This is a genomic window from Massilia sp. (assembly GCF_046293535.1).
GTDB lineage: Bacteria > Pseudomonadota > Gammaproteobacteria > Burkholderiales > Burkholderiaceae_D > Telluria.
The window spans coordinates 36,134-59,454 of record NZ_JBKBOV010000003.1 but is presented as its reverse complement, the minus strand read 5'-3'; the positions used below and the strand labels follow the sequence as shown (position 1 = coordinate 59,454).

Here is a 23,321-nt window from a genome sequence, read left to right as displayed (position 1 = left end):
ATCCGGGACGCCCGAACCCCTGTGTCAAACCACACTCCAGGCTCGTTTCAACGCGTTCACTGGAGTTCACGCATGAAGTTCAAGGCATTGCTCGCCGGGCTGCTGGCCCTGGCCCTCGTTCCCACCGCCGCGGCCGAGGCGATCTGGATCACCAACGTCAAACTGGTCTCGCCCGAGCGGCTCGAGCGCATCGAAGCCGGCAGCGTGCTGGTGGAAAACGGCCGCATCGCCGCCGTCCACCGCGGCCCCGGCGCGCGCATGCCGGCCGGGGCCCGGCGCGTCGACGGCAAGGGCGGCTACCTGACGCCCGGCCTGATCGATTCGCACGTGCATCTGCATGCGGTGCCGGGGATGAGCCTGGAGCAGGCGCAGGAGGAGCGCGCGCTAACCGAGGCCTACCAGCGGCAGCTGCCCCGTTCCTTCCTCTACTACGGTTACACCACCGTGGTCGACCTGGCCGTGGCCGACATGGGGGTGATCGAACGCTTCCGCGCCGCGCCGCTGCATCCCGAGGTGGTCCATTGCGGCCCGCCGCTGCCGATGGCGAACGGCTACCCGATGTCCTTCCTCCCCGAAGCCAAGCGCTTCGCGGCCTTCCCGAACTCGGTCTACGATCCGGCCCGGCCCACCAGCGTGCCGCCCGGCTACCGTCCGGAGGAACACACGCCGCAGGCCGGCGTGGCACGGGCGAAGGCGGCGGGCGGGGTGTGCGTGAAGACCCATTTCGAGCGCGGCTTCGGCCGCGAGCGCAATCTGCCGGTATGGAGCCCGGCCCTGTTCGCCGAGGTGCGCGGCGCCGCCCGCGCCAACCGGATGGCCCTGGTCACCCACGCCAATTCCTTCGAGGGCCAGCGCTTCGCGGTGGAGAACGGGGCCGACGTGCTGGCACACGGCATGTGGCACTGGGGTAGCCTGAACGGCAGCAAGGAGCTGCCGGACGAGATTCGCGCGCTGCTCGACCGGATCGTCGCCGCCGGTATCGGCTACCAGCCGACCATGCGCGTGCTGGTGGGCCTGGACGCCTATTTCGACCGCGGCTACCTGCGCCATCCGGGCGTGCGCAAGGTGGTGCCGAAGGCGCTGGCCGACTGGTATGCCACCCCGGGAGGCCAATGGTTCGGCGAAGAGCTGGCGGAAGGGCACAGCCATGAGGAGATGCTGGAGGCGGGCCAGGCGCCGCTGCGCCGCCTGCGCCAGGTGATCGCTTACCTGGCCGCGCGCGACGCCAACCTCCTGTTCGCCACCGATACGCCGTCCTCGCCGACCTACGGCAACCTGCCGGGCCTGAACGGCTTCCTGGAGATGCAGCACCTGGCCGATGCCGGCATGAGCCCGGCCCAGGTGCTGCGGGCCGCGACCATCGGCAATGCGCGCGCCTTCGGCCTGCTCGACCGGCTTGGCAGCATCGAGCCGGGCAAGGACGCCAACCTGCTGCTGCTGCGCGATTCGCCGCTGGCGAGCGTGCAGGCCTGGGACAGCATCGTCACGCTGTGGGTGGGCGGCCGGCAGGTCGAGCGCGCGCGGCTGGCGGCCGGCGCGCGCTGATCAGCCGCCCAGTTTGGCGTAGGTCAGCTCGGGGGTGGTGCAGCTGGCCGCGATCCGGGCGTCGATGGCCTTCTCCTGCTCGGCCTGGGCATGCGCTCGGTACCAGTCGCCCATCGCCGCCAGCGCTTCGCAGCGGCGCTCCTGGCCCTTGCTGCGCGCGTCGCCGGCTTGTGCCAGCAGCTTGTCGGCCGACAGGGTGCCGAGGTAGAACTCGCCGATCGGTTTCGGCCATTCGTCGCTCGCGGTGCGCGCGAAGATCGTGGCCAGTTCCGATTTCGCCAGCTCGGGCTGGCCGGCGCGTACGCGCGCGAGGTAGAGCCACAGGGCGCCGTGGCGTTCGGCCGGCAGCTTGTCGAGCGCGCTGCGCAGGCGGGTGGCGGCGGCGGCATAGTCGCGCTGCGCCAGCAGTTCGTGGCCGGTATACAGGTTGGCATGGCCACTGCCGCCCCTGGCCGCCTTTTCCAGCCATTCCTGCGCGCGCTCGCCGTCCTTGGCTACCAGCTTGCCGCTGCGGTAGGCGCGGGCCAGGGTGAACTGGGCGTCGGCGTTGCCGGCCTGCGCCTCGGCCAGCACCCACGGCTCCAGCGTGCGCCGCTGGCCGAAAGGCTCGCCGCCCACATAGGAAAAGTACAACTTGTTCTGGCTCAGCGCGAACAGCACGCGGTGGGCGCGCAGGAAATCGGCGCCCAGCACCACGTCGGCCATGTTCAGGCCGGAGTTTTCCACGCCCATCTCGGCGTTCTGGACCGTTTCCTCGCCAATCTGGAAGGTGGTCGTCACATGCCAGCGTTGGACCGCGTAGTTGCCGATGCCGCCGATGTCCGAGCCCTTCGTGACGCCGGGACCGTCCAGCGCGATCCCGGCGCGCTTGGCGGCGTCGGCGGTGATCATGGAGGCAAAGGCGCCGGTGTCGATCATCGCCTCCAGCTCCTTGCCGTTGATGCGGACGAAGAACTTCGGGTTCATGTGGTGTTCGTCGTGACGCCGCAGCGGGATCGCCTGCACGTCCTTGCCCCAGTAGCCGAGCCAGGTGCCGCCGCATTTCTCGGGGACGAAAAAGGTCAGCTGCTTGGTGGGGAGCGAAATCTCCACATCGGTCTGGAACAGGAAGGGTGCGCCCAGGATGCCATCGTAGGAGGGGGTGTCGCCGAAGCTGCCGATCACCGGCATGTTGCTGCGTCCGGCACGGACCGGCCCGACGATGAATTCGTTGACGATGGAAGCATAGATCGGCGAACTGCCGCCGAAACCCTGGGCATGCCTGCCGGTGGCGTACAGGCGGATGCCGCGCCGCTCGGTGCCGGTGCGCGTCAGCGCGGTGGCGTAAGCGCCGGTGTCGACCAGCAGTTCGGCCGGGGTGCCGTTGATGCTGCCCTCGGCCGTGATTTCCAGGCCCGTACCGCTATAGCGCAGCGGCAGCTTGCCGATCGGCGTGTAGGTGCAGGTCTGCGCGGCGGCATGGGCAAGGGGGAGGAGGGCGCAGGCCGCGCTCAGCAGGCGGAGGAAGGTTTTCATGCGTACATACTAGGAGGGGACTTATATTTCCGGCAATCCTGTATGCATAAACCCCGCATGCTGACGCTGAACTGTTGCGATTTGGAACATGATACAAAAAATGCGGCATGTGCCGCATTGTTGAATCATATTGCCGGGTTCCTCAGCGCGTGGCGCGCTGGCGTACGCACTCGATGTAGGCCTCGGTGTCGGGCGGCATGCCATTGCGTTGCGAGGTCCAGATCATCTCGCCCAGGCATTCCATGATTTCGTGATGCGCCTCGTGCTCGCCGATGCGGTTCACCAGCAGGTCGTGCGCCGCCTTGATGCCGCGCGGCTGGTCGATCGAGACCTGCTCGGCGATCGACAGGTGCATCGACAGGTGCAGGAAGGGATTCGGCTTGCCGCCTTCGACCGAGTAGTCGCGGGCGATCGCCGCTTCGACGTCGTCGAGTTCGGCATGGTATTCGGGATGCTGGACGATCCAGTCGGCCGCGATGGCGTCCATCGGGCTCAGGATCTCGCCGTTGCGCTGCTTGCGCAGGGCTTCGCAGAAAAAGCGGCGCACGTCGTGCGAGGACGGAGTAAACATGTGTCGGGGAGCTGGAAAAAGGCAGGAAGCCGGCATTCTAGCGCTTCTTGCCGATGCCTGCTCCGGTCAATGCGAAGGGATGAGACAGGGCGCCCGCCGCGAACGCGGCGGAAGAACGGCATGGGGAGCGCCGCTCCCCATGCCGCTTCGGCTTACTCGTCCGGCACCACCAGCGCCAGCGAATCCGGCGCCGCCGGCTTGGCCGTGGCGACAGGCGTTGGCGCATTGGCCGCGAGGACCTGCTGGCCCTTGCCGCCGCCCTGGGCGCGCCCGTGCGGCTGGCGCAGGTAGCGCGCGCTGTGGCGACGCTCGCCATGCTGGCCCTTGGACGGCCAGGTGATAAAGCGCGACAACTCCTGCAGCGCGCGCTGGTAGACATCGCGCTTGAACTCGATGACCACGTCCAGCGGCACCCAGTAGTCGTGCCAGCGCCAGGCGTCGAACTCGGGATGGTCGGTCAGGCGCAGGTTGACGTCGTTATCGCGCGCCATCATGCGCAGCAGGAACCAGATCTGCTTCTGGCCACGGTAGTGCCCGCGGATCTCGCGCTTGATGAAGTGGTCGGGCACTTCATAGCGCAGCCAGTCGCGGGTGCGGCCCACGATCTTGACGTGCTCCTGGCGCAAACCGATTTCTTCCTCGAGTTCGCGGTACATCGCCTGCTCCGGCGTCTCGCCGTATTTGATACCTCCTTGCGGAAATTGCCACGAGTGCTCGCGCACCCGCTTGCCCCACCACACCTCGTTATTGGCGTTCAGCAGGATGATGCCGACGTTGGGGCGGAACCCTTCACGATCGAGCATAAGTGCACCTCGAAACTTTCTGCCGGCCGTACGATCCTTATATTTTTATCCACAGTGCCTTGTTCGCCCACCCCTCCGGCGGATAGCCGATGGGACAGGTTCTGCTTGTTCCGGACCCTTTTGTAGAAAGATTGGACGCATCAGCCAGCTAATCCTTTAAAATTAGGTCGATTATAACCCTCTCTTTTTAAAAAGAATTCACGGATATGCGCGCCTCACGATTTTTTATTTCAACTCTTAAAGAAGCGCCTTCCGACGCGGAAATCGTCAGTCACCAGTTGATGATGCGCGCCGGGATGATCAAGCGCCTCGGCTCGGGCATCTACACCTACATGCCGACCGGCCTGCGCATCATCCGCAAGGTCGAGAACATCATCCGCGAAGAGATGAACAAGGCAGGCGCGATCGAACTCCTGATGCCGCTCGTGCAGCCGGCCGAACTGTGGCAGGAGACGGGCCGCTGGGACAAGATGGGCCCCGAGCTGATGCGCGTGAAAGACCGCCATGGCCGCGAGTTCGCCATCCAGCCGACCTCGGAAGAAGTCGTCACCGACGTCGTGCGCAGCGAGCTCAAGTCCTACCGCCAGCTGCCGATCAACTTCTATCACATCCAGACCAAGTTCCGCGACGAGCGCCGCCCGCGCTTCGGCCTGATGCGCGGGCGCGAGTTCACCATGAAGGATGCGTATTCCTTCGACCGCGACGTCGAAGGCATGCAGAAGTCCTACGAGAACATGTTCGAGGCGTACACGCGCATTTTCAATCGTTTTGGCCTGAAGTTCCGCGCGGTGGCCGCCGACAACGGCGCCATCGGCGGCACCGGCTCGCATGAATTCCACGTCATCGCCAGCACCGGCGAAGACGCGCTGGTGTACTGCCCGGATTCGGACTACGCCGCCAACATCGAAGCGGCCGAAGCGCTGGCCGGCGGCGAGCGCGGCGCGGCGACCCAGGAACTGGTCAAGACTTCGACCCCCGGTAAAACGAAGTGCGAAGCCGTGGCCGAACTCTTGAGCATCCCGCTGCAGCGCCACGTCAAGAGCATCGCCCTCACGGTCGAGAACGAAGGCAAGAAGAACTACTTCCTGCTGCTGCTGCGCGCCGACCACGAGCTCAACGAGATCAAGGTGAACAAGGTGCCGGGCCTGAAGGAATTCCGCTTCTCGACCGAAGCCGAGATCCAGGAAGTGTACGGCACCGTGCCGGGCTACCTCGGTCCGATCAACACGAAACTGCCGGTCACCGTCGTGGCCGACCGCAGCGTCGCCACCATGGCCGACTTCGTCTGCGGCGCCAACGAGGCCGACTACCACTACGTGGGCGCCAACTGGGGCCGCGACTGCGCCGAGCCGATCGTGGCCGACCTGCGCAACGTGGTCGAAGGCGACCCTTCGCCGGACGGTAAGGGCGTGCTGGCGATCGAGCGCGGCATCGAAGTGGGCCACGTGTTCCAGCTCGGCACCGCCTACTCGGAAGCGATGGAAGCCACCTTCCTCGACGAAGCCGGCAAGCCGGCCCCGCTGCAGATGGGCTGCTACGGCATCGGCGTGACCCGCATCCTGGGCGCGGCGATCGAGCAGAACTACGACGACAAGGGCATCATCTGGCCGGATGCGATCGCCCCCTTCGAGCTGGTGCTGTGCCCGATGGGCCTGGACCGCAGCGAGATGGTCAAGGAGCAGACCGAGAAGCTGTACGCCGAACTGCAGGCGGCTGGCATCGACGTGATCGTCGACGACCGCGGCCTGCGTCCGGGCGCGATGTTCGCCGACTGGGAACTGATCGGCGTGCCGCACCGCATCGTGATCGGCGAGCGCGGCCTCAAGGAAGGCAACCTGGAATACCAGGGCCGCCGCGACGCCGCCGCCACCGGCGTGCCGGTCGACGGCATGGTCGCCTTCATCAAGGGCAAGCTGGGCAAGTGAGCCTGGTAGCACTGTTTCCCTGGGCCGCGAGTGCGCTGCTCGCTGCCGGCTTGATGCTCGGCGGCGCGGCGCACGCCGGCAACCAGAAGGAAGAAGCGCTGGCCGACTCGGTTCGGCTGGCGCTCGCCAACGCCATCAAGGACAGCCGCCCGCCCAAGCCGGTGCTGCGCGACGCGCAAGCGCGGGCGCGTTACCAGGCCTGGTTCGACGAAATGTCGAAGCGCCTGGCCAAGCGCATCCCCGACCAGCTATCGCGCACCGAATTCCTGGAGACGGTCTGGTACGAGTCGACGCGCGCGGGACTCGACCCGGCCCTGGTGCTGGGCCTGATCCAGGTGGAGTCGGCCTACCGCAAGTACGCCATCTCGATCGCCGGCGCGCGCGGCTACATGCAGGTGATGCCCTTCTGGACCCGCGTGATCGGCGACAGCGACCGCCGCATGCTGTTCAACATGCAGACCAACCTGCGCTACGGCTGCTCGATCCTGCGCATGTACATCGACATGGAGAAGGGCAACCTCTATCTCGCGCTCGGCCGCTACAACGGCAGCCGCGGCAAGCCGCAGTATCCGAACGCGGTGCTGGCGGCATGGAAGAAGTGGGAATTCAAACCCGCAGCCTGATACCCTTGTAGGGTGGACGGCTTCGCCGTCCACGCGTTCAACCAGCAACGGGATGACCGCACAGGCAGCACACCCTACGGATCCCGTCACTCCAACAATTCCGCAACAATTCCAGCTGCCATAATGCATTAAACTCTGCGCTTTCCAGACGTAGAGGTCCTCATGCGATTGTCCACCCTTGCCGGCGCTGTCCTCATCGCCGCGCTGGCCGGCTGCGCGGCCGTGCCGCCAGCCTCCCAAGTCCCCGCCCGCGCCCAGGTCGAAGAGCGCGCCAGGAACGTGATCTTCTTCCTCGGCGACGGCATGGGCCTGAACACCCTCACCGCCGCGCGCATCTTCCACGCGGGCGAAGAGGGCGAGCTGACCATCGACCGCCTGCCCGAGTCGGCCTTCGTCAAGACCTTCTCGAACGACGCCATGGTCACCGACAGCGCCGCCGGCATGGCGGCCTACATGACCGGCGTGAAGCACAACAACGGCGTGGTCTCGATGTCCTTCGGCACCCGTTCGGTCGCGCCAGCCAAGGATGCCAACGGCAATGCCCTGGTCAGCAGGTGCGAGGGCGGATCGCCCGCCGTCACGCTGCTGGAACTGGCGCGCAAGCGCGGCATGGCGCTGGGCGTCGTCACCAACACCAGCGTCACCGACGCGACCCCCGCGTCCGCCTACGGCCACGCCTGCCACCGCAAGCTCGAAACCGATCTCGCGGCCATGCTGGTGCCGGGCGGCGCCGGCTACAATCCGGCGCTCGGAGCGCGCGGCCTGGACGTGATGTTCGGCGGCGGCGCCCAGTTCTTCACGCCCTTCGCGCGCGGCGGCAAGCGCGCCGACAACCGCGACCTGCTGGCCGAACTGGGGCAGCAGGGCTTCCGCGTCGCCACGGACACCGCAAGCTTCAAGGCGCTCGCGCTCGACGCGCAGCGGCCGGCGATCGGCCTGTTCGCGCCCAACCACATGGACTACGACGCCACCCGCGACCCGGCGAAGCAGCCGAGCCTGACCGAGATGACGCGCAAGGCCATCGACCTGCTGGCGCCGCACGCGACCCAGGGCGGCAAGGGCTTCTTCCTGGTGGTGGAGGGCGGCCTGATCGACCACGCGCTGCACGCCACGCTGGGCAAGCGCGCGCTGCAGGAAACCGTGTCCTACAACGAGGCCATGCAGGCCGCGCTGGACAAGATGGAGCTGCTCGACCCGGGCCTGAAGAACACCCTGATCGTCGCCACCGCCGACCACGACCACACGCTGCTCCTGAACGGTTACACGGTCCGCACCGGCAAGACCACGCCGACCAATCCGGGCGTGCTGGGCCTGGTGCGCAACCTGGACGGCAGCCCGAAGCTGGACAAGGAAGGCCGTCCCTTCACCATCATCGGCTTCGGCACCGGCGAGAACCGCACCAACGGTCCGCGCTCCAGCCAGCCCGTGCTCACCGACGAGATCGTGACGCGCGACGACTACCACCAGGAAGCGGTGGTGCGCACCCGCACCGGCGCCGAAACCCACGGCGGCACCGACGTCTACCTGGGCGCAGCCGGCGCTGGCGCGGAGCTGTTCCGCGGGACCATCGACAACACCCGCGTCTTCGGCCTGATCAAGACCGCCGCCGGCCTGTAAGCGGGACAAGGAACATATCATGAACAAACGACTCCATTTCCTGCTCGCCGCCAGCCTGGCAAGCAGCTGCGCGATTGCCGCGCCGCAGGCCAAGAACATCATCTTCTTCCTCGGCGACGGCATGGGCCCGACCACCATCAGCGCCGCCCGCATCTACAAGCACGGCGAGGACGGCCTGCTGAACTTCGAAAGGCTGGAGCGCACCGCGCGCATCAAGACCTATTCGAACGACTTCCAGACCACCGACAGCGCGCCCTCGATGGGCGCCTACATGACCGGCGTGAAGATCAACCAGGACGGCATCTCGATCAAGGACGCGCGCGCCATCGATCCGGAACGGGACGCCAACGGCAACCGCACGATCGACAAGTGCGCGCCGAACGACGGCGTGATCGTGCCGACCATCCTGGAACTGGCCAAGGCGCGTGGCAAGTCGGTGGGTGCGGTGACCACCACCGAGCTGACCCACGCCACGCCGGCGTCGACCTTCGCGCACGTGTGCCACCGCGACGCCGCCTACGCCATCGCGCGCCAGATCGTGCCGGGCGGCGAGGGCTACAACCGCGCGCTGGGCGACGGCGTGGACGTCCTGATGGGCGGCGGGCGCCATCACTTCACGCCCTTCGACAAGGCCGCCAACCCGAAGGGCCGCGCCGACGGACGCGACCTGATGGCGGAATTCGCGGCGCAGGGCTATGCCGTGGGCAAGACCCGCGCCGACATGATGTCGGCCCGCCCGGGCCGCAAGTTCGTCGGCATCTACAGCGCCGACGACCACCTGGATTATTCGCTGACGCGCCGCCCCGAGCAGCCCAGCTTGAGCGAGATGGCCCTGAAGGCGATCGAGCTGCTCTCGAAGGATCCGGACGGCTTCTTCCTGATGGTCGAAGGCGGCAAGATCGACCACGCGCTGCACGACACCAACGCCAAGAACGCGCTGGCCGACACGGTGGCCTTCGACGAGGCGATCCAGGCCGCGATCGAGCGCATGCGCCAAATCGATCCGGGGCTGGAGAACACGCTCATCGTGGTGACCGCCGACCATGACCACACGATGGTCCTGAACGGCTACCCGAAGCGCGGCAGCAAGGTGCTGGACATCGTGCACGACTACGCCAGCGGCGAGCCGAAGAAGGATGCCGACGGCAAGACCTTCACCGCGCTCGTGTTCGGCAACGGCAAGGTGCGCCCGGACGTGCGCGCGGACGTGGACAGCGCCACTGCCCTGGGCGACGGCTACCGGCAGGAGGCCGGCGTGCGCACCGTGTACGAGTCGCACGGAGGCGGGGACGTGAAGCTGTACGCCACCGGCGCCGGTTCGGCGCCGTTCAAGGGGACGATGGAGAACACGCAGGTGTTCCACCTGATGAAGGCGGCGGCAGGCCTTTAAGACACGGCGGCCTTAACGTAGGGTGGACGGCTTCGCCGTCCGCGCGTTCAACTGACCGGCGTTTATACGCGCCGCATCTATTCACATACTGTTTGAACGCGCGGCCGGCATGGCCGACCACCCTACGGTGAACATCCAAAACAAAAAGCCCCGGTCACCCGGGGCTTTTCATTTACAAGGCTACTGGACAGCCGGCCAGTGCTTACTTCAGGTGGTCCGAAATGAGCTTGGTCATTTCGAACATCGAGACCTGTGCCTTGCCGCCGAAGACAGCCTTCAGCTTGTCGTCGGCGTTGATCATGCGGCGGTTCGATTCGTCCTGCAGGTTCTGGGCCTTGATGTAGTCCCAGACCTTCTTGGTGACTTCGGTGCGTGGCAGCGGCTTGTTGCCGACCACTGCTGCCAGTTCGCCCGACGGCGTCATCTCTTTCATGAAAGCGGCGTTCGGCTTGCGTGCTGCGGCCGGCTTCGCTGCTGGTTTCGCTGCTGCTTTTGCTGGAGCTGCTTTTTTTGCTGCAGGCTTGGCCGCTGCTGCCGGCTTGGCGGCTTGCTTGGCTGGCGCTGCGGTGGATTTTTTGGCTGTTGCCATCTTCGAGCCTCCTAAAACGATCACAGGGAAAGTTGCGTTATTGACGCACCGGCTTATATTGGTGGCCTTTTACTGTTCATGCAAGTCTTTTTCGAAATTTTTTCATTCTTGTAAGCCCCATTATGCGAGCTATCTCACACTAGCGAGCACGCAAATGAAAAAATCGTGCGCCAGAATGTGAAAAACCGCGCAAAGCCCGTGCCTGCGCGGTTTTTCAGAAGACGCCGAGCGCTCAGCGCAGGCCCGGCATCATGCCTTTCATACCGCGCATCATCTTCATCAGACCGCCGCCTTTGAGCTTCTTCATCATGGTCTGCATCTGGTCGAACTGATTCAGCATGCGGTTCACTTCCTGCACCTGCACGCCGGCGCCGGCCGCGATGCGGCGCTTGCGGTTGGCCTTGATCAGCTCGGGCTTGGCGCGCTCGCCAGGCGTCATCGAATCGATGATGCCGACCATGCGGCGCACCTGCTTCTCGGCCTGGTCCATGTTGGCGCCGGCCGCGGCCTGCTGGAACTGGGCCGGGAGCTTGTCGAGCAGGCCGGACATGCCGCCCATCTTCTTCATCTGGGTCAGCTGGGCCTTGAAGTCGTTCATGTCGAACTTGCCGCCGCCCTTGATTTTGTTGGCCAGCTCGGTCGCGGCCTCGGCATCGACGCCCTTGCGCGCTTCTTCCACCAGCGCCAGGATGTCGCCCATGCCCAGCACGCGGTTGGCCATGCGGGTCGGATCGAAGGCTTCGAGGCCGTCCAGCTTTTCGGACACGCCGGCGAACTTGATCGGCTTGCCGGTCACGTGGCGCACCGACAGGGCCGCGCCGCCGCGCGAATCGCCATCGAGCTTGGTCAGCACCACGCCGGTGAGCGGCAGCGCATCGTTGAAGGCCTTGGCGGTGTTGATCGCGTCCTGGCCCAGCATGGCGTCGACCACGAACAGGGTCTCGACCGGATTGACGGCGGCGTGCACCGCGGCGATCTCCTGCATCATCGCTTCGTCGATGCCGAGGCGGCCGGCGGTGTCGATGATCAGGACGTCGTGGTAGTGCTTCTTGGCCCAATCCAGCGCGTTACGCGCGATGTCGACCGGCTTGTCGTTGGCGGTCGACGGGAAGAAGTCGGCGCCGACCTGCTTGGTGACCGACTCCAGCTGCGCGATCGCGGCAGGGCGGTAGACGTCGGCGGAAACCGTCAGGACCTTCTTTTTCTTTTGCTCTTTCAGGTACTTGGCGAGCTTGCCGGTGGTGGTGGTTTTACCCACGCCCTGCAGGCCGGCCATCAGGATGATCGCCGGCGGCTGCTGGGCGAAGGACAGCTGGGTGGCGTCGGGACCGAGGTCGGCGCCCATCAGGGCCGCCAGCTCGCGCTGCACCACGCCGACCAGGGCCTGGCCGGGGCTGAGCGAGCCGATGACTTCTTCGCCCAGCGCTTTCTCTTTGACCTTGGCGATGAATTCGCGCACCGCCGGCAGCGCCACGTCGGCTTCCAGCAGGGCCATGCGCACTTCGCGCAGCATCTCGGCGGTGTTCGCCTCGGTAAGGCGCGCCTCGCCGCGCATCGTCTTGACGACCTTGGCTAGGCGTTGGGTAAGGTTATCTAGCATGTTCTACCTGAATGTATATATGTGACGATGCTTTGGTAGGGGTGATCTTCGCCGTCCGCGCGTCCGGCAAGTGCCGGCGTAGTCGCAGCGCTGCCGTCGGTTGAACGCGCGGTCGGCAGAGCCGACCACCCTACGAATAAACCAGCATTCTACCTTGCACAAGCCGCCGAGTTCGACCGCCGCAGCGATATAACGCAGTTTTTCCTCAAGTGTGATGCGTTCGATCATATGGAAACCTTGTCATTCCTGATATAGCTCACGTACTCATAGGCCATTTCCCTGCAGCATCGATCTCTGTGCCTGCGCATGTTTCATCGCGCCGGGACACAGGCGACACCATTTGTCTTGCGCATTTGTATATACGGGAGAACAGGCATGATCAAGCTATTCAGCAGCATCCTCGCCGCAGCCGCCCTGCTGGCAGCAGGCGGCGCCGGCGCCCAGGAGGTGGTCCGGCTGGGGAACCTCAAGCTCGCCCATTTCGGCGCGGTCTCGTACATCAAGGAGATCGCGCCGAAGTGCGGCATCCGGGTCGAGGAAAAGGTGTTCGCCAAGGGCCTGGACGTGATGCAGGCGATCATCGCGGGCGAGCTGGACGTCGGCGCCACCGCCTCCGAGGCGGCGATCTCGGGCCGCGCCGGCGGCGCGCCGATCGTGGTGGTGGCCGGTTTCGCCAAGGGCGGCGCGCGCCTGGTGGCGCGGCCCGACCTCGGCATCCGCAGCGTCTCCCAGCTCAAGGGCAGGCGGGTCGGCGTGACCCGCGGCGCGATCCAGGAAGTGCTCCTGATGGCGCAGCTGGCCAAGCACGGCCTGAAGGCCGACGCGGCGCCCGGCAAGGACGTGCAGCTGGTGTTCCTGTCCTACGCCGACCTGAACCAGGCCCTGCTCGGCAGGCAGATCGACGCCATGATGCAGTCCGAGCCGCAGTCCTCGCAGGCGATCAACAAGGGCTTCGGGGTCGAGGTGATGAAACCCTACGACACCCAGATCGGCGAGCCGGTGCGCACCATGGTCATGACCGAGAAGTTCTACCGCGAACGGCGTCCGCTGGCGGAAAAATTCATGCGCTGCTTCGTCGAGGCCACCAGGACTTTCATCGACAGCCCGTCGGTGGCCGAGAAGTACGTGCGCGAGACGATCTTCAAGAACCAGATCACGAGCGAGGACTTCCAGGAAGCGATCCGCAACTCGCCGTACTCCTTCGACATCACGCCCGAACATATCCAGGTCACCACCGACATCATGGCCAGGACCGGGGTGGGGCGCATGGCGAAACCGCCGGTGGCCCGGGAGTGGGTGCGCACCGACCTGCTGGCGGCCGCCAAGAACAGCCTGGGCGTGAAGTGAGGAGCCGACCATGAGCACTCGGAACAGACGCAAGCATTCCCGTGAAGCTTGGCGCGAAATGGCGGTCGGCGCGGTGGTCCCGGTGGCCGCCGTCCTGCTGTGGCAGTGGGTCGCCATGAACGGCTGGGTCAACCCGCAGGTGCTGCCGGCCCCGCTCGACGTCTGGCGCAAGTGGGTGGCCTACCTGCTGCCGCTGGTGCCGTACGAGGCCTATACCGAGGGCGGTTGGTGGTCCTGGGCATTCTCGGGCGAGCTGCCGATCGACATCTGGACCAGCATGGTGCGGGTGGTGGTGGGCTTCGCCTTGGGGGCCGGACTCGCGTTGCCGCTCGGGCTGGCGATGGGCGCGAGCCGCGTCGTGTACGCGTGGATGAACCCCCTGGTGCAGCTGCTGCGCCCGATTCCGCCGATCGCCTACATCCCGCTGGCCATCCTGTGGTTCGGGCTGGGCAACCCGCCGGCCGTGTTCCTGATCGCGCTGGGGGCGTTCTTCCCGGTCCTGATGAACACCATCGCCGGGGTGCGCCACGTGGACGGCATCTACCTGCGCGCGGCGCGCAACCTGGGCGCGAGCGGCGCCACCATGTTCCTGCGCGTGATCCTGCCGGCCGCCGTGCCCTACATCCTGTCGGGGGTGCGGATCGGGATCGGCACCGCCTTCATCGTGGTGATCGTGTCGGAGATGATCGCCGTGAACAACGGGCTGGGTTTTCGCATCCTGGAAGCGCGCGAGTACTTCTGGTCCGACAAGATCATCGCCGGGATGATCACCATCGGCCTGCTCGGCCTGGCCATCGACATCGCCATGAACCGCCTGAACAACCACCTGCTGCGCTGGCACCGCGGCCTGGAGCACTGACATGAACGCACCGCATGGTATCCCGTCGCAGGTCATGGAGCCGCATATCCGCATCGACGGCGTCAACAAGGTCTTCGAGACCGGCGGCAGGACCGTCACGGCGCTGCAGGACATCCACCTCGACATCCCGCGCGGGCAGTTCACCTGCCTGCTGGGGCCGTCCGGCTGCGGCAAATCCACGCTGTTGGGCGCCGTGGCGGGCTTCTCGCTGCCCAGCAGCGGCACGATCACGGTCGACGGCCAGCCGGTTGCCGCGCCGGGGCCGGACCGCGGCATGGTGTTCCAGGAGTATGCGCTGTTCCCCTGGATGACGGTCGAGGACAACATCGCCTTCGGCCTGCACATCAAGGGCATGGGCAAAGCCGATATCCGCGCGCGCGTGGGCGAGCTGCTGGGCATGCTGTCCCTGGGCGACTTCCGCCAGCGCTTTCCCAAGGACCTGTCGGGCGGCATGCGCCAGCGGGTGGCGATCGCGCGCGTGCTGGCGCTGGATTCCCCGATCATGCTGATGGACGAGCCCTTCGGCGCCCTGGACGCGCTCACCCGCCGCAACCTGCAGGACGAGCTGCTGCGCATCTGGTCCGCGCTGAGGAAGACCATCCTGTTCGTCACCCACAGCATCGAGGAGGCGGTCTACCTGGCCGACCGGATCGTCGTGATGACCTACCGGCCGGGGACGGTCAAGCGCGATCTGCTGGTGGACATCCCGCGCATGCGCGATCCGGCGGCGCCGGAATTCAACGCGCTCAAGCGCGAGTTGGGCGTGATGGTGATGGAGGAGCAGCAGCGGCACCATACGGAGGAGTTGCGGATGGCGGCGGTGGATTGATGAGGTAGTGACGACGCTACCAAAATTGGATCCCGGCCTGCGCCGGGATGACGTGCTTGAGCTGACACTTATAAGTTTTGCACCACTAGCCCGAAGGCCGTCGTGCGCGCCACTGGCGCCCACGACTCCCGGCGCAGGCCGGGACCCAGTTTTTGCGTGAGCAGCCGATTCAGCAAGCTCTAGCCGCCGGAAGAGGGCCTGCCCCCGCCACCCCCGTTGGTGTAGACTCCTATTATGCAGAATTCCCTCTTTCTCGCCGCGGCCCTGCTGTACGCGGTGTGCGCCCTGCTGCCGTCGCGCCGGGGCGCCGTCATCTCAGGCGTCACCGCCGTGGCCTGGGCGGTGCATGGCGCCGCGCTCGGGCTCGACGTGGCCGAGCCGGGCCGGCTGCGCGTCGGCTTCGCCATCATGCTCTCGAGCGCGCTGTGGGTCTCGGTGGCCGCCTACTGGCTGGAAAACCGCAATTTCGCCCTGGACGGCATGCGCCGCCTGGTGATGCCTTTCGCAGTCGCGGCAAGCGTGCTGCCGGTGATCTTCCCCGGCAGCCTGCTGCCCCTGAACGCCCAGTCGCCGGCCTTCGGCTGGCACGTCGCGGTCGCGGTGCTGGCCTACAGCACGCTCACCATCGCCGCCTTCCACGCGGTGCTGATGGCGCTGCAGGAGGCGCGCCTGCACACGCGCGCCGCCGGCGGCGGCTGGCTCGGCAGCGCGCTGGACCAGTTGCCGGCGCTGCTGACCATGGAAAAGCTGCTGTTCCGCGTGATCTGGATCGGCTTCATCCTGCTCAGCCTCACCGTGCTGTCGGGCGTGGTGTTCTCCGAACAGCTGTTCGGCAGCGCCCTGCGCCTGGACCATAAAAGCGTGTTCGCGCTGCTGTCCTGGCTGCTGTTCGCGGCGCTGCTGGCCGGCCGCCGGTATCAGGGCTGGCGCGGCAAGACCGCGCTGCGCTTCACGCTGGCGGGCTTCGCGACGCTGGCGCTGGCCTACGTCGGCAGCCGCTTCGTGCTCGAAGTCGTCCTGCACCGGGGGCTGGCATGAGCCGCGTCATCTTCTGGATCCTCCTGATCGGGCTGGTCGTGCTGGCGATCCGCGCCAAGCTCAAGGGCCTGGGCGCGCGCCGGCAGCCGCCCCTCGATCGGCAAGATACGCGTGAGCCGCCGCGCCAGGCGCCGGTGGCCGAGATCGAAACCATGACCCAGTGCGCGCACTGCGGCATCCACTTCCCGGCCTCGGAGGCGGTCCACGCCGACGGCCACGACTACTGCTCGCCGGGCCACGTGCGCCTGCCGCCGCGGTAAGCCGGCCGATGTCGCCAGGAGCGGTGCTGTCCCGCGAAGCGCGCACGACCCTGTGGCGCTCGCTCCAGACCTTCACCATCACCCGCATCGTCATCGCGCTGGTGCTGCTGCTCTACCTCGGAGTGAGCATCACCGATGACGGCGTGCGCCTGGACGCGGCCAGCACGCCAGCCTGCCTGTTCTACCTGGCGGCGGCGCTGGTCTTCGGCGCGCTCGGGGCTTGGTGGCGGCGCCGTTTCGCCCTGCAACTGGGCGGCCAGATCGCGCTCGACCTGGCCGTGATCTCGCTGCTCTACCTGGAAGCCGGCGGCATGCGCAGCGGCCTGGCGATCCTGTACCTGTTCCCGCTGGCCGGCGCCGCGATCCTGGCGCCCCTGACGATGGCGCTGTTCTCGAGCGCCGTCGCCACCCTGTTCCTGCTGCTTGAAACCACCTGGCAGGTCTTCATGCGGGACGACGGGCGCTCGCCCATGCAGGCCGGCCTGTACGGGGCCGCCTTCTTCGCCGGCGTGCTGGTGGTGAACCGCATGGCCGCGCGCCTGATCAAGCAAGAGGAACTGGCGGCGCAGCGCGGCGCCGACCTGCGGGTCCAGCAGGCGATCAACGCGATCGTGATCGCCGACGTCGGCGACGGCATCCTGGTGGTGGGCGACGACAACGCGGTCTTCACCGGCAACCCGGCGGCGCGGCGCATGCTGGGCCTGGAAGGGGAGGAGGCGGCGTTCCGGCTCGGCGAAGCGCCGGGACTGGAGCCCCTGGCCCAGGCCTTCGGCGCCTGGCTGCGCGCGCCAGGCGAAGGCGCCTTCTTCGTCACCATCAAGCCCTACCACGAAGACGCCGGCCCCCTGCGCGGCCGGCGCGACCAGCCGGTGCACCTGAAGCTGCGCTTCGCCCGGGTCGACACGCTCGACGTCGCGCTGGGCCGCAGCGTGGTGTTCATGCAGGACGTGAGCGCCATCGAGAACCAGGCGCAGCAGCTCAAGCTGGCCTCGATGGGCCGCCTCACCGCCAGCATCGCGCACGAGGTGCGCAACCCGCTGTCGGCGATCGGCCACGCCACCGCGCTGCTGGCCGAAGACCTGCACGGCCCGGCCGAAGTGCGCCTGCTGAAGATCGTGGGCGACAACGTGACGCGCGTGAACCGCATGGTCGAGGACATCCTGCAGCTGTCGCGCAAGGTGCAGCCGAACGGCGAGCCGGTGCAGCTGGCAAGCTTTCTCGCCGAGCTGAAGGCCGAATTCTGCGAAACCCACGGGCTCGCGGATGATATAGTCTACCTGGGCGACCCGGGAAGCAGCGCGGTGCGCTTCGACCCGCTGCACCTGCACGAGGTGCTGCTCAACCTGCTGAACAATGCGGTGCGCTACGCCAGCAGGGAAGCGGGCAGCATCCGCATCTTCCCGGCCCTGGACGCCGCCGGCCGCATCGAACTGCACGTGCAGGACGACGGCCCCGGCATCACGCCCGAGGTGCGCGCCCACCTGTTCGAGCCCTTCTACACCACCTCGAGCAAGGGCACGGGCCTGGGCCTGTACCTGGCGCGCGAGCTGTGCCTGAACAACGACGCGAAGCTCGACTACGAATACCGCTTCGACCCCACCGCCGCCGGACCGCGCCGGGCGAGCGGGCGTTTCGTGATCAGCTTCGCGCAGCCGGCCTGACGTCCCGGCTGCCTGTATATATTAGAGGGAACCATGACCGCACCCCGCATCCTCGTGGTCGACGACGAAGCCGACCTGCGCGAACTGCTCGAGATCACCCTGCTCAAGATGGGGCTGGACGTCGACAGCGCCGCCACGCTGCGCCAGGCGCGCGGCCTGGTCGAGGAGCACGACTACGCGCTGATCCTGACCGACATGCGCCTGCCGGACGGCCTGGGGCTGGAACTGGTGCGCGAGGTGACGGCCTCGCACAAGGGCACGCCGATCGCCGTCATCACCGCCTACGGCAGCGCCGAGAACGCGGTGGTGGCGCTCAAGGCCGGCGCCTTCGACTACATCTCCAAGCCGGTGGCCCTGGACGCCCTGCGCGTGATGGTGCGCTCGGCCCTGAAATTGTCCGAAGCACCGGCGGCGCGGCCGGACGGCGCGGCGCCCGGCTCGCGCATGATCGGCGACTCCGCCGCGATGGAGGCGCTGCGCGCCCAGATCGGGCGGCTGGCGCGCTCCAACGCGCCAATCTCGATCACGGGCGAATCGGGCAGCGGCAAGGAACTGGCCGCGCGCGAGATCCACGCCCGGAGTTCGCGCGCCGGCAAGCCTTTTGTCGCGGTGAACTGCGGCGCCATTCCCGAAACCCTGATGGAGGCCGAGTTCTTCGGCTACCGCAAGGGCGCCTTCACCGGCGCGGCCGAGGAGCGCGACGGCTTCTTCCAGGCCGCCAACGGCGGCACCCTGATGCTGGACGAAGTGGCCGACCTGCCGCTACCGATGCAGGTCAAGCTGCTGCGCGCCATCCAGGAGCGGCGCGTGCGCAAGATCGGCGCCACGGTCGAGGAACCGGTGGACGTGCGCATCATCAGCGCCACCCACCAGGACCTGGCCAAATGCGTGGAACAGGGCAGGTTCAGGCAGGACCTGTTCTACCGCCTGAACGTGATCGAACTGGCGCTGCCGCCGCTGCGCGAACGCATCGACGACCTGCCCGCCCTGGTGGAGGCGATCCTGGCGCGCCTGGCCGGGCCGGCCAGAGCCGCGCTGGGGCCGGGCGTGCTGGAGAGGCTGCGCGCCTACTCCTTCCCGGGCAATATCCGCGAACTGGAGAATGTGCTGGAGCGGGCGCTGGCCTTCGCCAACGACGGCGTGATCGAGGTGGGCGATTTGTCGCTCAAGGCGGCGCGGCCGGGCGATACGGCGCGGCGCGAACCGGCCGCGAGCGCGCCGGCGCCGATGCCGGAGCCCGCGCCCATGCCGGAGCCGCTGCCGACCCCGTCGCCGGCGCCGGTGGAAGCGGCGCCCGCCGCCGCGATGCTCGGCCCGAACGGCCTGCCCGGCAACCTGCCCGAGTACCTGAGCCAGGTCGAGCGCGAGATCATCGGGCGCGCCCTGCAGCAGACCCAATTCAACCGCACCCAGGCGGCAAGCCTGCTCGGCATCAGCGTGCGCCAGCTGCGCTACCAGATGCAGAAGCTGGAGATCTGCGCGCCGGATGACCAGGCATGAGCATCTCTATAATGTAGGGTGGACGGCTTCGCCGTCCGCGCGTCCAGACAGTAGGTGAACAGCAAACATCATCTCTGCGCAGGCGAAATTTGAACGCGCGGTCGGACAAGCCGACCACCCTACAAAATCAAGACCGGCGTGTCATCTTGTTGTCTTTTCGCCAGTGCAAAATGCACAAGAACGATGCGCGGCGCATGGGCTTGATTAAGCCTTGTGCAGTGTGTCGGACCATGGTTAGTGCTCGCTCACCGCATACCGCCCGTCGTTCTGGCGATATGGGCTTGTCAAGCCTACGCACCAAAAAAAAGGAAAAAAATTAGGGGCTTCCTCACTTGCCGTGACCTAGGTCAGGCACTACAATTAGTCTCATATCAAGTTCGAACACTAGATATAGTGGTAGTGGATCAGAAGAAACTAGATTCACGTTCGACTTGAAGCTTGCTCTGCAAGCCACTGATTCAACAACGATTTCTACCCTGCCGCATCGATCTCTTGCTTGGTTGCCAGTAAGAATTTCCATCTGGCGGGGTATCGCTTTGCTTAAAATTTTGTCCGGGTGACAAGTCCGGCGCAAGACAAACGGCAGGTCCGCTGCTCACTGGAGGCTCAATGCAAACAGCACAAGACATTTCGATCAATCCCCACGTCACCCCAGGCGCGTCGGCCACCGCCACGCCCGCAGAGATCGTCGCCCGTGGTGACTACCGGGTTATCCGCCGCAACGGCGCCGTGGTCGCTTTCGAGCCGCACAAGATCTCGGTCGCGATGACCAAGGCTTTCCTCGCCGTCGCCGGCGGGCAGGGCGCCGCATCGGCCCGCATCCGCGAACTGGTCGAGCAGCTGACGGGCAACGTGGTGGCCGCGCTGGTGCGCCGCCAGCCGAACGGCGGCACCTTCCACATCGAAGACGTGCAGGACCAGGTCGAACTGTCGCTGATGCGCTCGGGCGAGCATGACGTCGCGCGCGAATACGTGCTGTACCGCGCCAAGCGCATGGAAGAGCGCAAGGCGGCCAAGGCAGCCGCTGGCGGCACCCAGGTCGCCGCGCCGCAGATCCACGTGGTCGACGGCGGCGAGCGCCGTCCGCTCGACATGAACGACGTCCACGCCCTCGTGAACGCCGCCTGCTCGGGCCTGGAAAAGCACGTCGACGCCGACGCCATCGTCGCCGAGACCCTGAAGAACCTGTACGACGGCGTGCCGGTCGAGGAGCTGCACAAGTCGGCCATCCTGGCCGCCCGCGCCCTGATGGAAACCGACCCGGCCTACAGCCAGGTCACCGCGCGCATCCTGCTGCACACCATCCGCAAGGAAGTCTTCGGCCATGAAGTGCCGCAAGCCGGCGCCGCCGCTGAATACATCACCTACTTCCCGCAGTACATCGCCAAGGGCATCCAGAACGAACTGCTGGACGAAGAGCTGGGCAAGTTCGACCTCGAGCGCCTGGCCAAGGCCATCGTCGCCGACCGCGACCTGCAGTTCGGCTACATCGGCCTGCAGACCCTGTACGACCGCTACTTCCTGCACGTGCGCGAAACCCGCATCGAGATGCCGCAGGCCTTCTACATGCGCGTCGCGATGGGCCTGGCCCTGCGCGAAGCCGACCGCGAAGCGCGCGCCATCGAGTTCTACAACCTGCTGTCGTCATTCGACTTCATGAGCTCGACCCCGACCCTGTTCAACTCGGGCACCCGCCGCTCGCAGCTGTCCTCGTGCTACCTGACCACCGTCGGCGACGACCTCGAAGGCATCTACGACGCCATTAAAGAAAACGCGCTGCTGTCGAAGTTCGCTGGCGGCCTGGGCAACGACTGGACCCCGGTGCGCGCGCTGGGCTCGCGCATCAAGGGCACCAACGGCAAGTCGCAGGGCGTGGTCCCGTTCCTGAAAGTGGTCAACGACACCGCCGTGGCGGTGAACCAGGGCGGCAAGCGCAAGGGCGCGGTCTGCGCCTACCTGGAAACCTGGCACATGGACATCGAGGAATTCCTCGACCTGCGCAAGAATACCGGCGACGACCGCCGCCGCACGCACGACATGAACACCGCGAACTGGATTCCGGACCTGTTCATGAAGCGCGTGATGGAGAAGGGCCACTGGAGCCTGTTCTCGCCGAGCGAAACGCCTGACCTGCACGACAAGGTCGGCAAGGCCTTCGAAGAAGCCTACGTCGCCTATGAAGCCAAGGCCGCGCGCGGCGAAATGACCGTGTACAAGAAGGTCGAAGCGCTCGACCTGTGGCGCAAGATGCTGTCGATGCTGTTCGAGACCGGCCACCCGTGGATCACCTTCAAGGATCCGTGCAACATCCGCTCGCCGCAGCAGCACGTCGGTGTGGTGCACTCGTCCAACCTGTGCACCGAGATCACGCTGAACACCAGCGCCGACGAGATCGCCGTCTGCAACCTGGGCTCGGTGAACCTGCCGCAGCACATGAAGGGCGAGGGCCTGGACCACGCCAAGCTGCAGAAGACCATCCGCACCGCGATGCGCATGCTGGACAACGTCATCGACATCAACTACTACGCCGTGGACAAGGCGCGCAATTCGAACATGCGCCACCGCCCGGTGGGCATGGGCATCATGGGTCACCAGGATTGCCTGCACATGATGCGCGTGCCGTTCGCTTCGGAGAAAGCAGTCGAATTCGCCGACAAGTCGATGGAAGCGGTCTGCTACTACGCCTACCTGGCCTCGACCGAGCTGGCCGAGGAGCGCGGCCGCTACGAGACCTATGAAGGTTCGCTGTGGGACCGCGGCATCCTGCCGCAGGACTCGATCAAGCTGCTGGCGGAAGAGCGTGGCGGCTACCTGGAGCAGGACACCAGCGAATCGATGGACTGGAGCGTGGTGCGCGAGCGCATCAAGCAGTTCGGCATGCGTAACTCGAACTGCGTGGCGATCGCCCCGACCGCGACCATCTCGAACATCATCGGCGTGTCGGCCTGCATCGAGCCGACCTTCCAGAACCTGTACGTGAAATCGAACCTGTCGGGCGAATTCACCGAGATCAATTCGTACCTGGTGCGCGACCTGAAGGCACGCGACCTGTGGGACGAGGTCATGATCGCCGACCTGAAGTACTTCGACGGTTCGCTCTCCAAGATCGACCGCGTGCCGCAAGACCTGCGCGACATCTACGCCACGGCGTTCGAAGTCGAGCCGAAGTGGCTGGTGGAACAGGCTTCGCGCCGCCAGAAGTGGATCGACCAGGCCCAGTCGCTGAACATCTACATGGCTGGCGCCTCGGGCAAGAAGCTGGACGAGACGTATAAACTGGCCTGGCTGCGCGGCCTGAAGACCACCTACTACCTGCGCACCATCGCGGCGACGCACATGGAGAAGTCGACCACCCGCACCGGCGCCCTGAACGCGGTGCCGGTCTCGGGCGGCCTGGCGGCCGGCCATGCGGCGCCGGCGGCGACGGCCCCGGCGGCAGCTCCCGCCGCGGCAGCGGACGTGGTGGAAGGCGCCGCCTGCTACCTGCGTCCGGGCGACGCCGGCTTCGACGAGTGCGAAGCCTGCCAGTAATCAAACAAGGTGTAGGCCAGCATGAACGCTGGCTTACACCGTTAACTTATAGACCGTCATTCCCGCGCAGGCGGGAATTCAAGTTCGCAGCCTTGCTCCAGCGCTTGGGTCCTTCCGG

18 protein-coding genes are annotated in these 23,321 nt (G+C 66.3%); 13 read left to right on the top strand and 5 right to left on the bottom strand.

Annotated features, from left to right (window positions below; translation table 11 throughout):
- Positions 1 to 72: 72 nt before the first annotated feature.
- On the top strand, positions 73 to 1,545 hold the full coding sequence (locus tag ACK4S9_RS02730) for an amidohydrolase family protein (protein ID WP_409721090.1): 1,473 nt from the start codon (positions 73 to 75) through the stop codon (positions 1,543 to 1,545).
- On the opposite strand, the gene ACK4S9_RS02725 is transcribed toward ACK4S9_RS02730, so the two are convergent.
- The 3 genes from ACK4S9_RS02725 to ACK4S9_RS02715 form a co-directional block, all read right to left on the bottom strand.
- Positions 1,546 to 3,060, bottom strand: a complete 1,515-nt coding sequence (locus ACK4S9_RS02725; protein WP_409721088.1) for an aspartyl protease family protein — start codon at positions 3,058 to 3,060, stop codon at positions 1,546 to 1,548.
- Between the two features lie 142 nt (positions 3,061 to 3,202).
- Entirely contained in the window at positions 3,203 to 3,631 is a 429-nt protein-coding gene (locus ACK4S9_RS02720; RefSeq protein ID WP_409721085.1) for a DUF1841 family protein, read from the bottom strand.
- A 152-nt stretch (positions 3,632 to 3,783) separates the two neighbouring features.
- A complete protein-coding gene (locus ACK4S9_RS02715; protein ID WP_409721083.1) occupies positions 3,784 to 4,434 on the bottom strand; it encodes an RNA pyrophosphohydrolase in 651 nt (216 codons plus the stop codon).
- Between the two features lie 206 nt (positions 4,435 to 4,640).
- On the opposite strand from ACK4S9_RS02715, the gene ACK4S9_RS02710 reads away from it, so the two are divergent.
- The 4 genes from ACK4S9_RS02710 (at position 4,641) to ACK4S9_RS02695 (ending at position 9,989) form a co-directional block, all read left to right on the top strand.
- Positions 4,641 to 6,359: a proline--tRNA ligase gene (locus ACK4S9_RS02710; protein WP_409721080.1), complete on the top strand. Its 1,719-nt coding sequence runs from the start codon at positions 4,641 to 4,643 to the stop codon at positions 6,357 to 6,359.
- Between the two features lie 53 nt (positions 6,360 to 6,412).
- Positions 6,413 to 6,982 (top strand): lytic transglycosylase domain-containing protein, encoded by a 570-nt coding sequence (locus ACK4S9_RS02705; RefSeq protein ID WP_409721424.1) that lies wholly within the window; start codon positions 6,413 to 6,415, stop codon positions 6,980 to 6,982.
- A gap of 162 nt (positions 6,983 to 7,144) precedes the next feature.
- Entirely contained in the window at positions 7,145 to 8,599 is a 1,455-nt protein-coding gene (locus ACK4S9_RS02700; protein ID WP_409721077.1) for an alkaline phosphatase, read from the top strand.
- Positions 8,600 to 8,618: 19 nt separating this feature from the next.
- Positions 8,619 to 9,989: an alkaline phosphatase gene (locus ACK4S9_RS02695; protein WP_409721074.1), complete on the top strand. Its 1,371-nt coding sequence runs from the start codon at positions 8,619 to 8,621 to the stop codon at positions 9,987 to 9,989.
- A 202-nt stretch (positions 9,990 to 10,191) separates the two neighbouring features.
- Here ACK4S9_RS02695 and ACK4S9_RS02690 read toward each other — a convergent pair whose 3' ends face one another.
- Both ACK4S9_RS02690 and ffh read right to left on the bottom strand, forming a co-directional pair.
- On the bottom strand, positions 10,192 to 10,578 hold the full coding sequence (locus ACK4S9_RS02690; RefSeq protein WP_409721071.1) for an SWIB/MDM2 domain-containing protein: 387 nt from the start codon (positions 10,576 to 10,578) through the stop codon (positions 10,192 to 10,194).
- A 232-nt stretch (positions 10,579 to 10,810) separates the two neighbouring features.
- Positions 10,811 to 12,178 carry a signal recognition particle protein gene (gene ffh, locus ACK4S9_RS02685; RefSeq protein WP_409721068.1) on the bottom strand — a complete coding sequence of 456 codons (1,368 nt, stop codon included), beginning with the start codon at positions 12,176 to 12,178 and terminating at the stop codon, positions 10,811 to 10,813.
- 375 nt (positions 12,179 to 12,553) lie between these two features.
- Between ffh and ACK4S9_RS02680 the strand changes: the two genes are divergently transcribed.
- From ACK4S9_RS02680 to ACK4S9_RS02645, 8 genes are all read left to right on the top strand, one after another.
- Entirely contained in the window at positions 12,554 to 13,525 is a 972-nt protein-coding gene (locus ACK4S9_RS02680; protein ID WP_409721065.1) for an ABC transporter substrate-binding protein, read from the top strand.
- 10 nt (positions 13,526 to 13,535) lie between these two features.
- The gene (locus ACK4S9_RS02675) at positions 13,536 to 14,384 is read left to right on the top strand and encodes an ABC transporter permease (protein ID WP_409721062.1); all 849 of its coding nucleotides are present in this window, start codon (positions 13,536 to 13,538) and stop codon (positions 14,382 to 14,384) included.
- Between the two features lie 34 nt (positions 14,385 to 14,418).
- A complete protein-coding gene (locus tag ACK4S9_RS02670) occupies positions 14,419 to 15,213 on the top strand; it encodes an ABC transporter ATP-binding protein (protein WP_409721422.1) in 795 nt (264 codons plus the stop codon).
- A gap of 234 nt (positions 15,214 to 15,447) precedes the next feature.
- Positions 15,448 to 16,251, top strand: coding sequence for an inner membrane protein YpjD (locus tag ACK4S9_RS02665; protein WP_409721060.1), 804 nt, complete (start codon positions 15,448 to 15,450; stop codon positions 16,249 to 16,251).
- Positions 16,248 to 16,511, top strand: a complete 264-nt coding sequence (locus tag ACK4S9_RS02660) for a PP0621 family protein (RefSeq protein WP_409721058.1) — start codon at positions 16,248 to 16,250, stop codon at positions 16,509 to 16,511. The genes ACK4S9_RS02665 and ACK4S9_RS02660 overlap by 4 nt, the downstream gene beginning before the upstream one ends.
- Positions 16,512 to 16,519: 8 nt before the next feature.
- Complete coding sequence (locus ACK4S9_RS02655) at positions 16,520 to 18,172, top strand: two-component system sensor histidine kinase NtrB (protein ID WP_409721055.1); 1,653 nt, start codon at positions 16,520 to 16,522, stop codon at positions 18,170 to 18,172.
- 33 nt (positions 18,173 to 18,205) lie between these two features.
- The gene (locus ACK4S9_RS02650) at positions 18,206 to 19,672 is read left to right on the top strand and encodes a sigma-54-dependent transcriptional regulator (RefSeq protein ID WP_409721052.1); all 1,467 of its coding nucleotides are present in this window, start codon (positions 18,206 to 18,208) and stop codon (positions 19,670 to 19,672) included.
- Positions 19,673 to 20,281: 609 nt separating this feature from the next.
- On the top strand, positions 20,282 to 23,203 hold the full coding sequence (locus tag ACK4S9_RS02645) for a ribonucleoside-diphosphate reductase subunit alpha (RefSeq protein ID WP_409721049.1): 2,922 nt from the start codon (positions 20,282 to 20,284) through the stop codon (positions 23,201 to 23,203).
- The last annotated feature ends 118 nt before the right edge of the window (positions 23,204 to 23,321 follow it).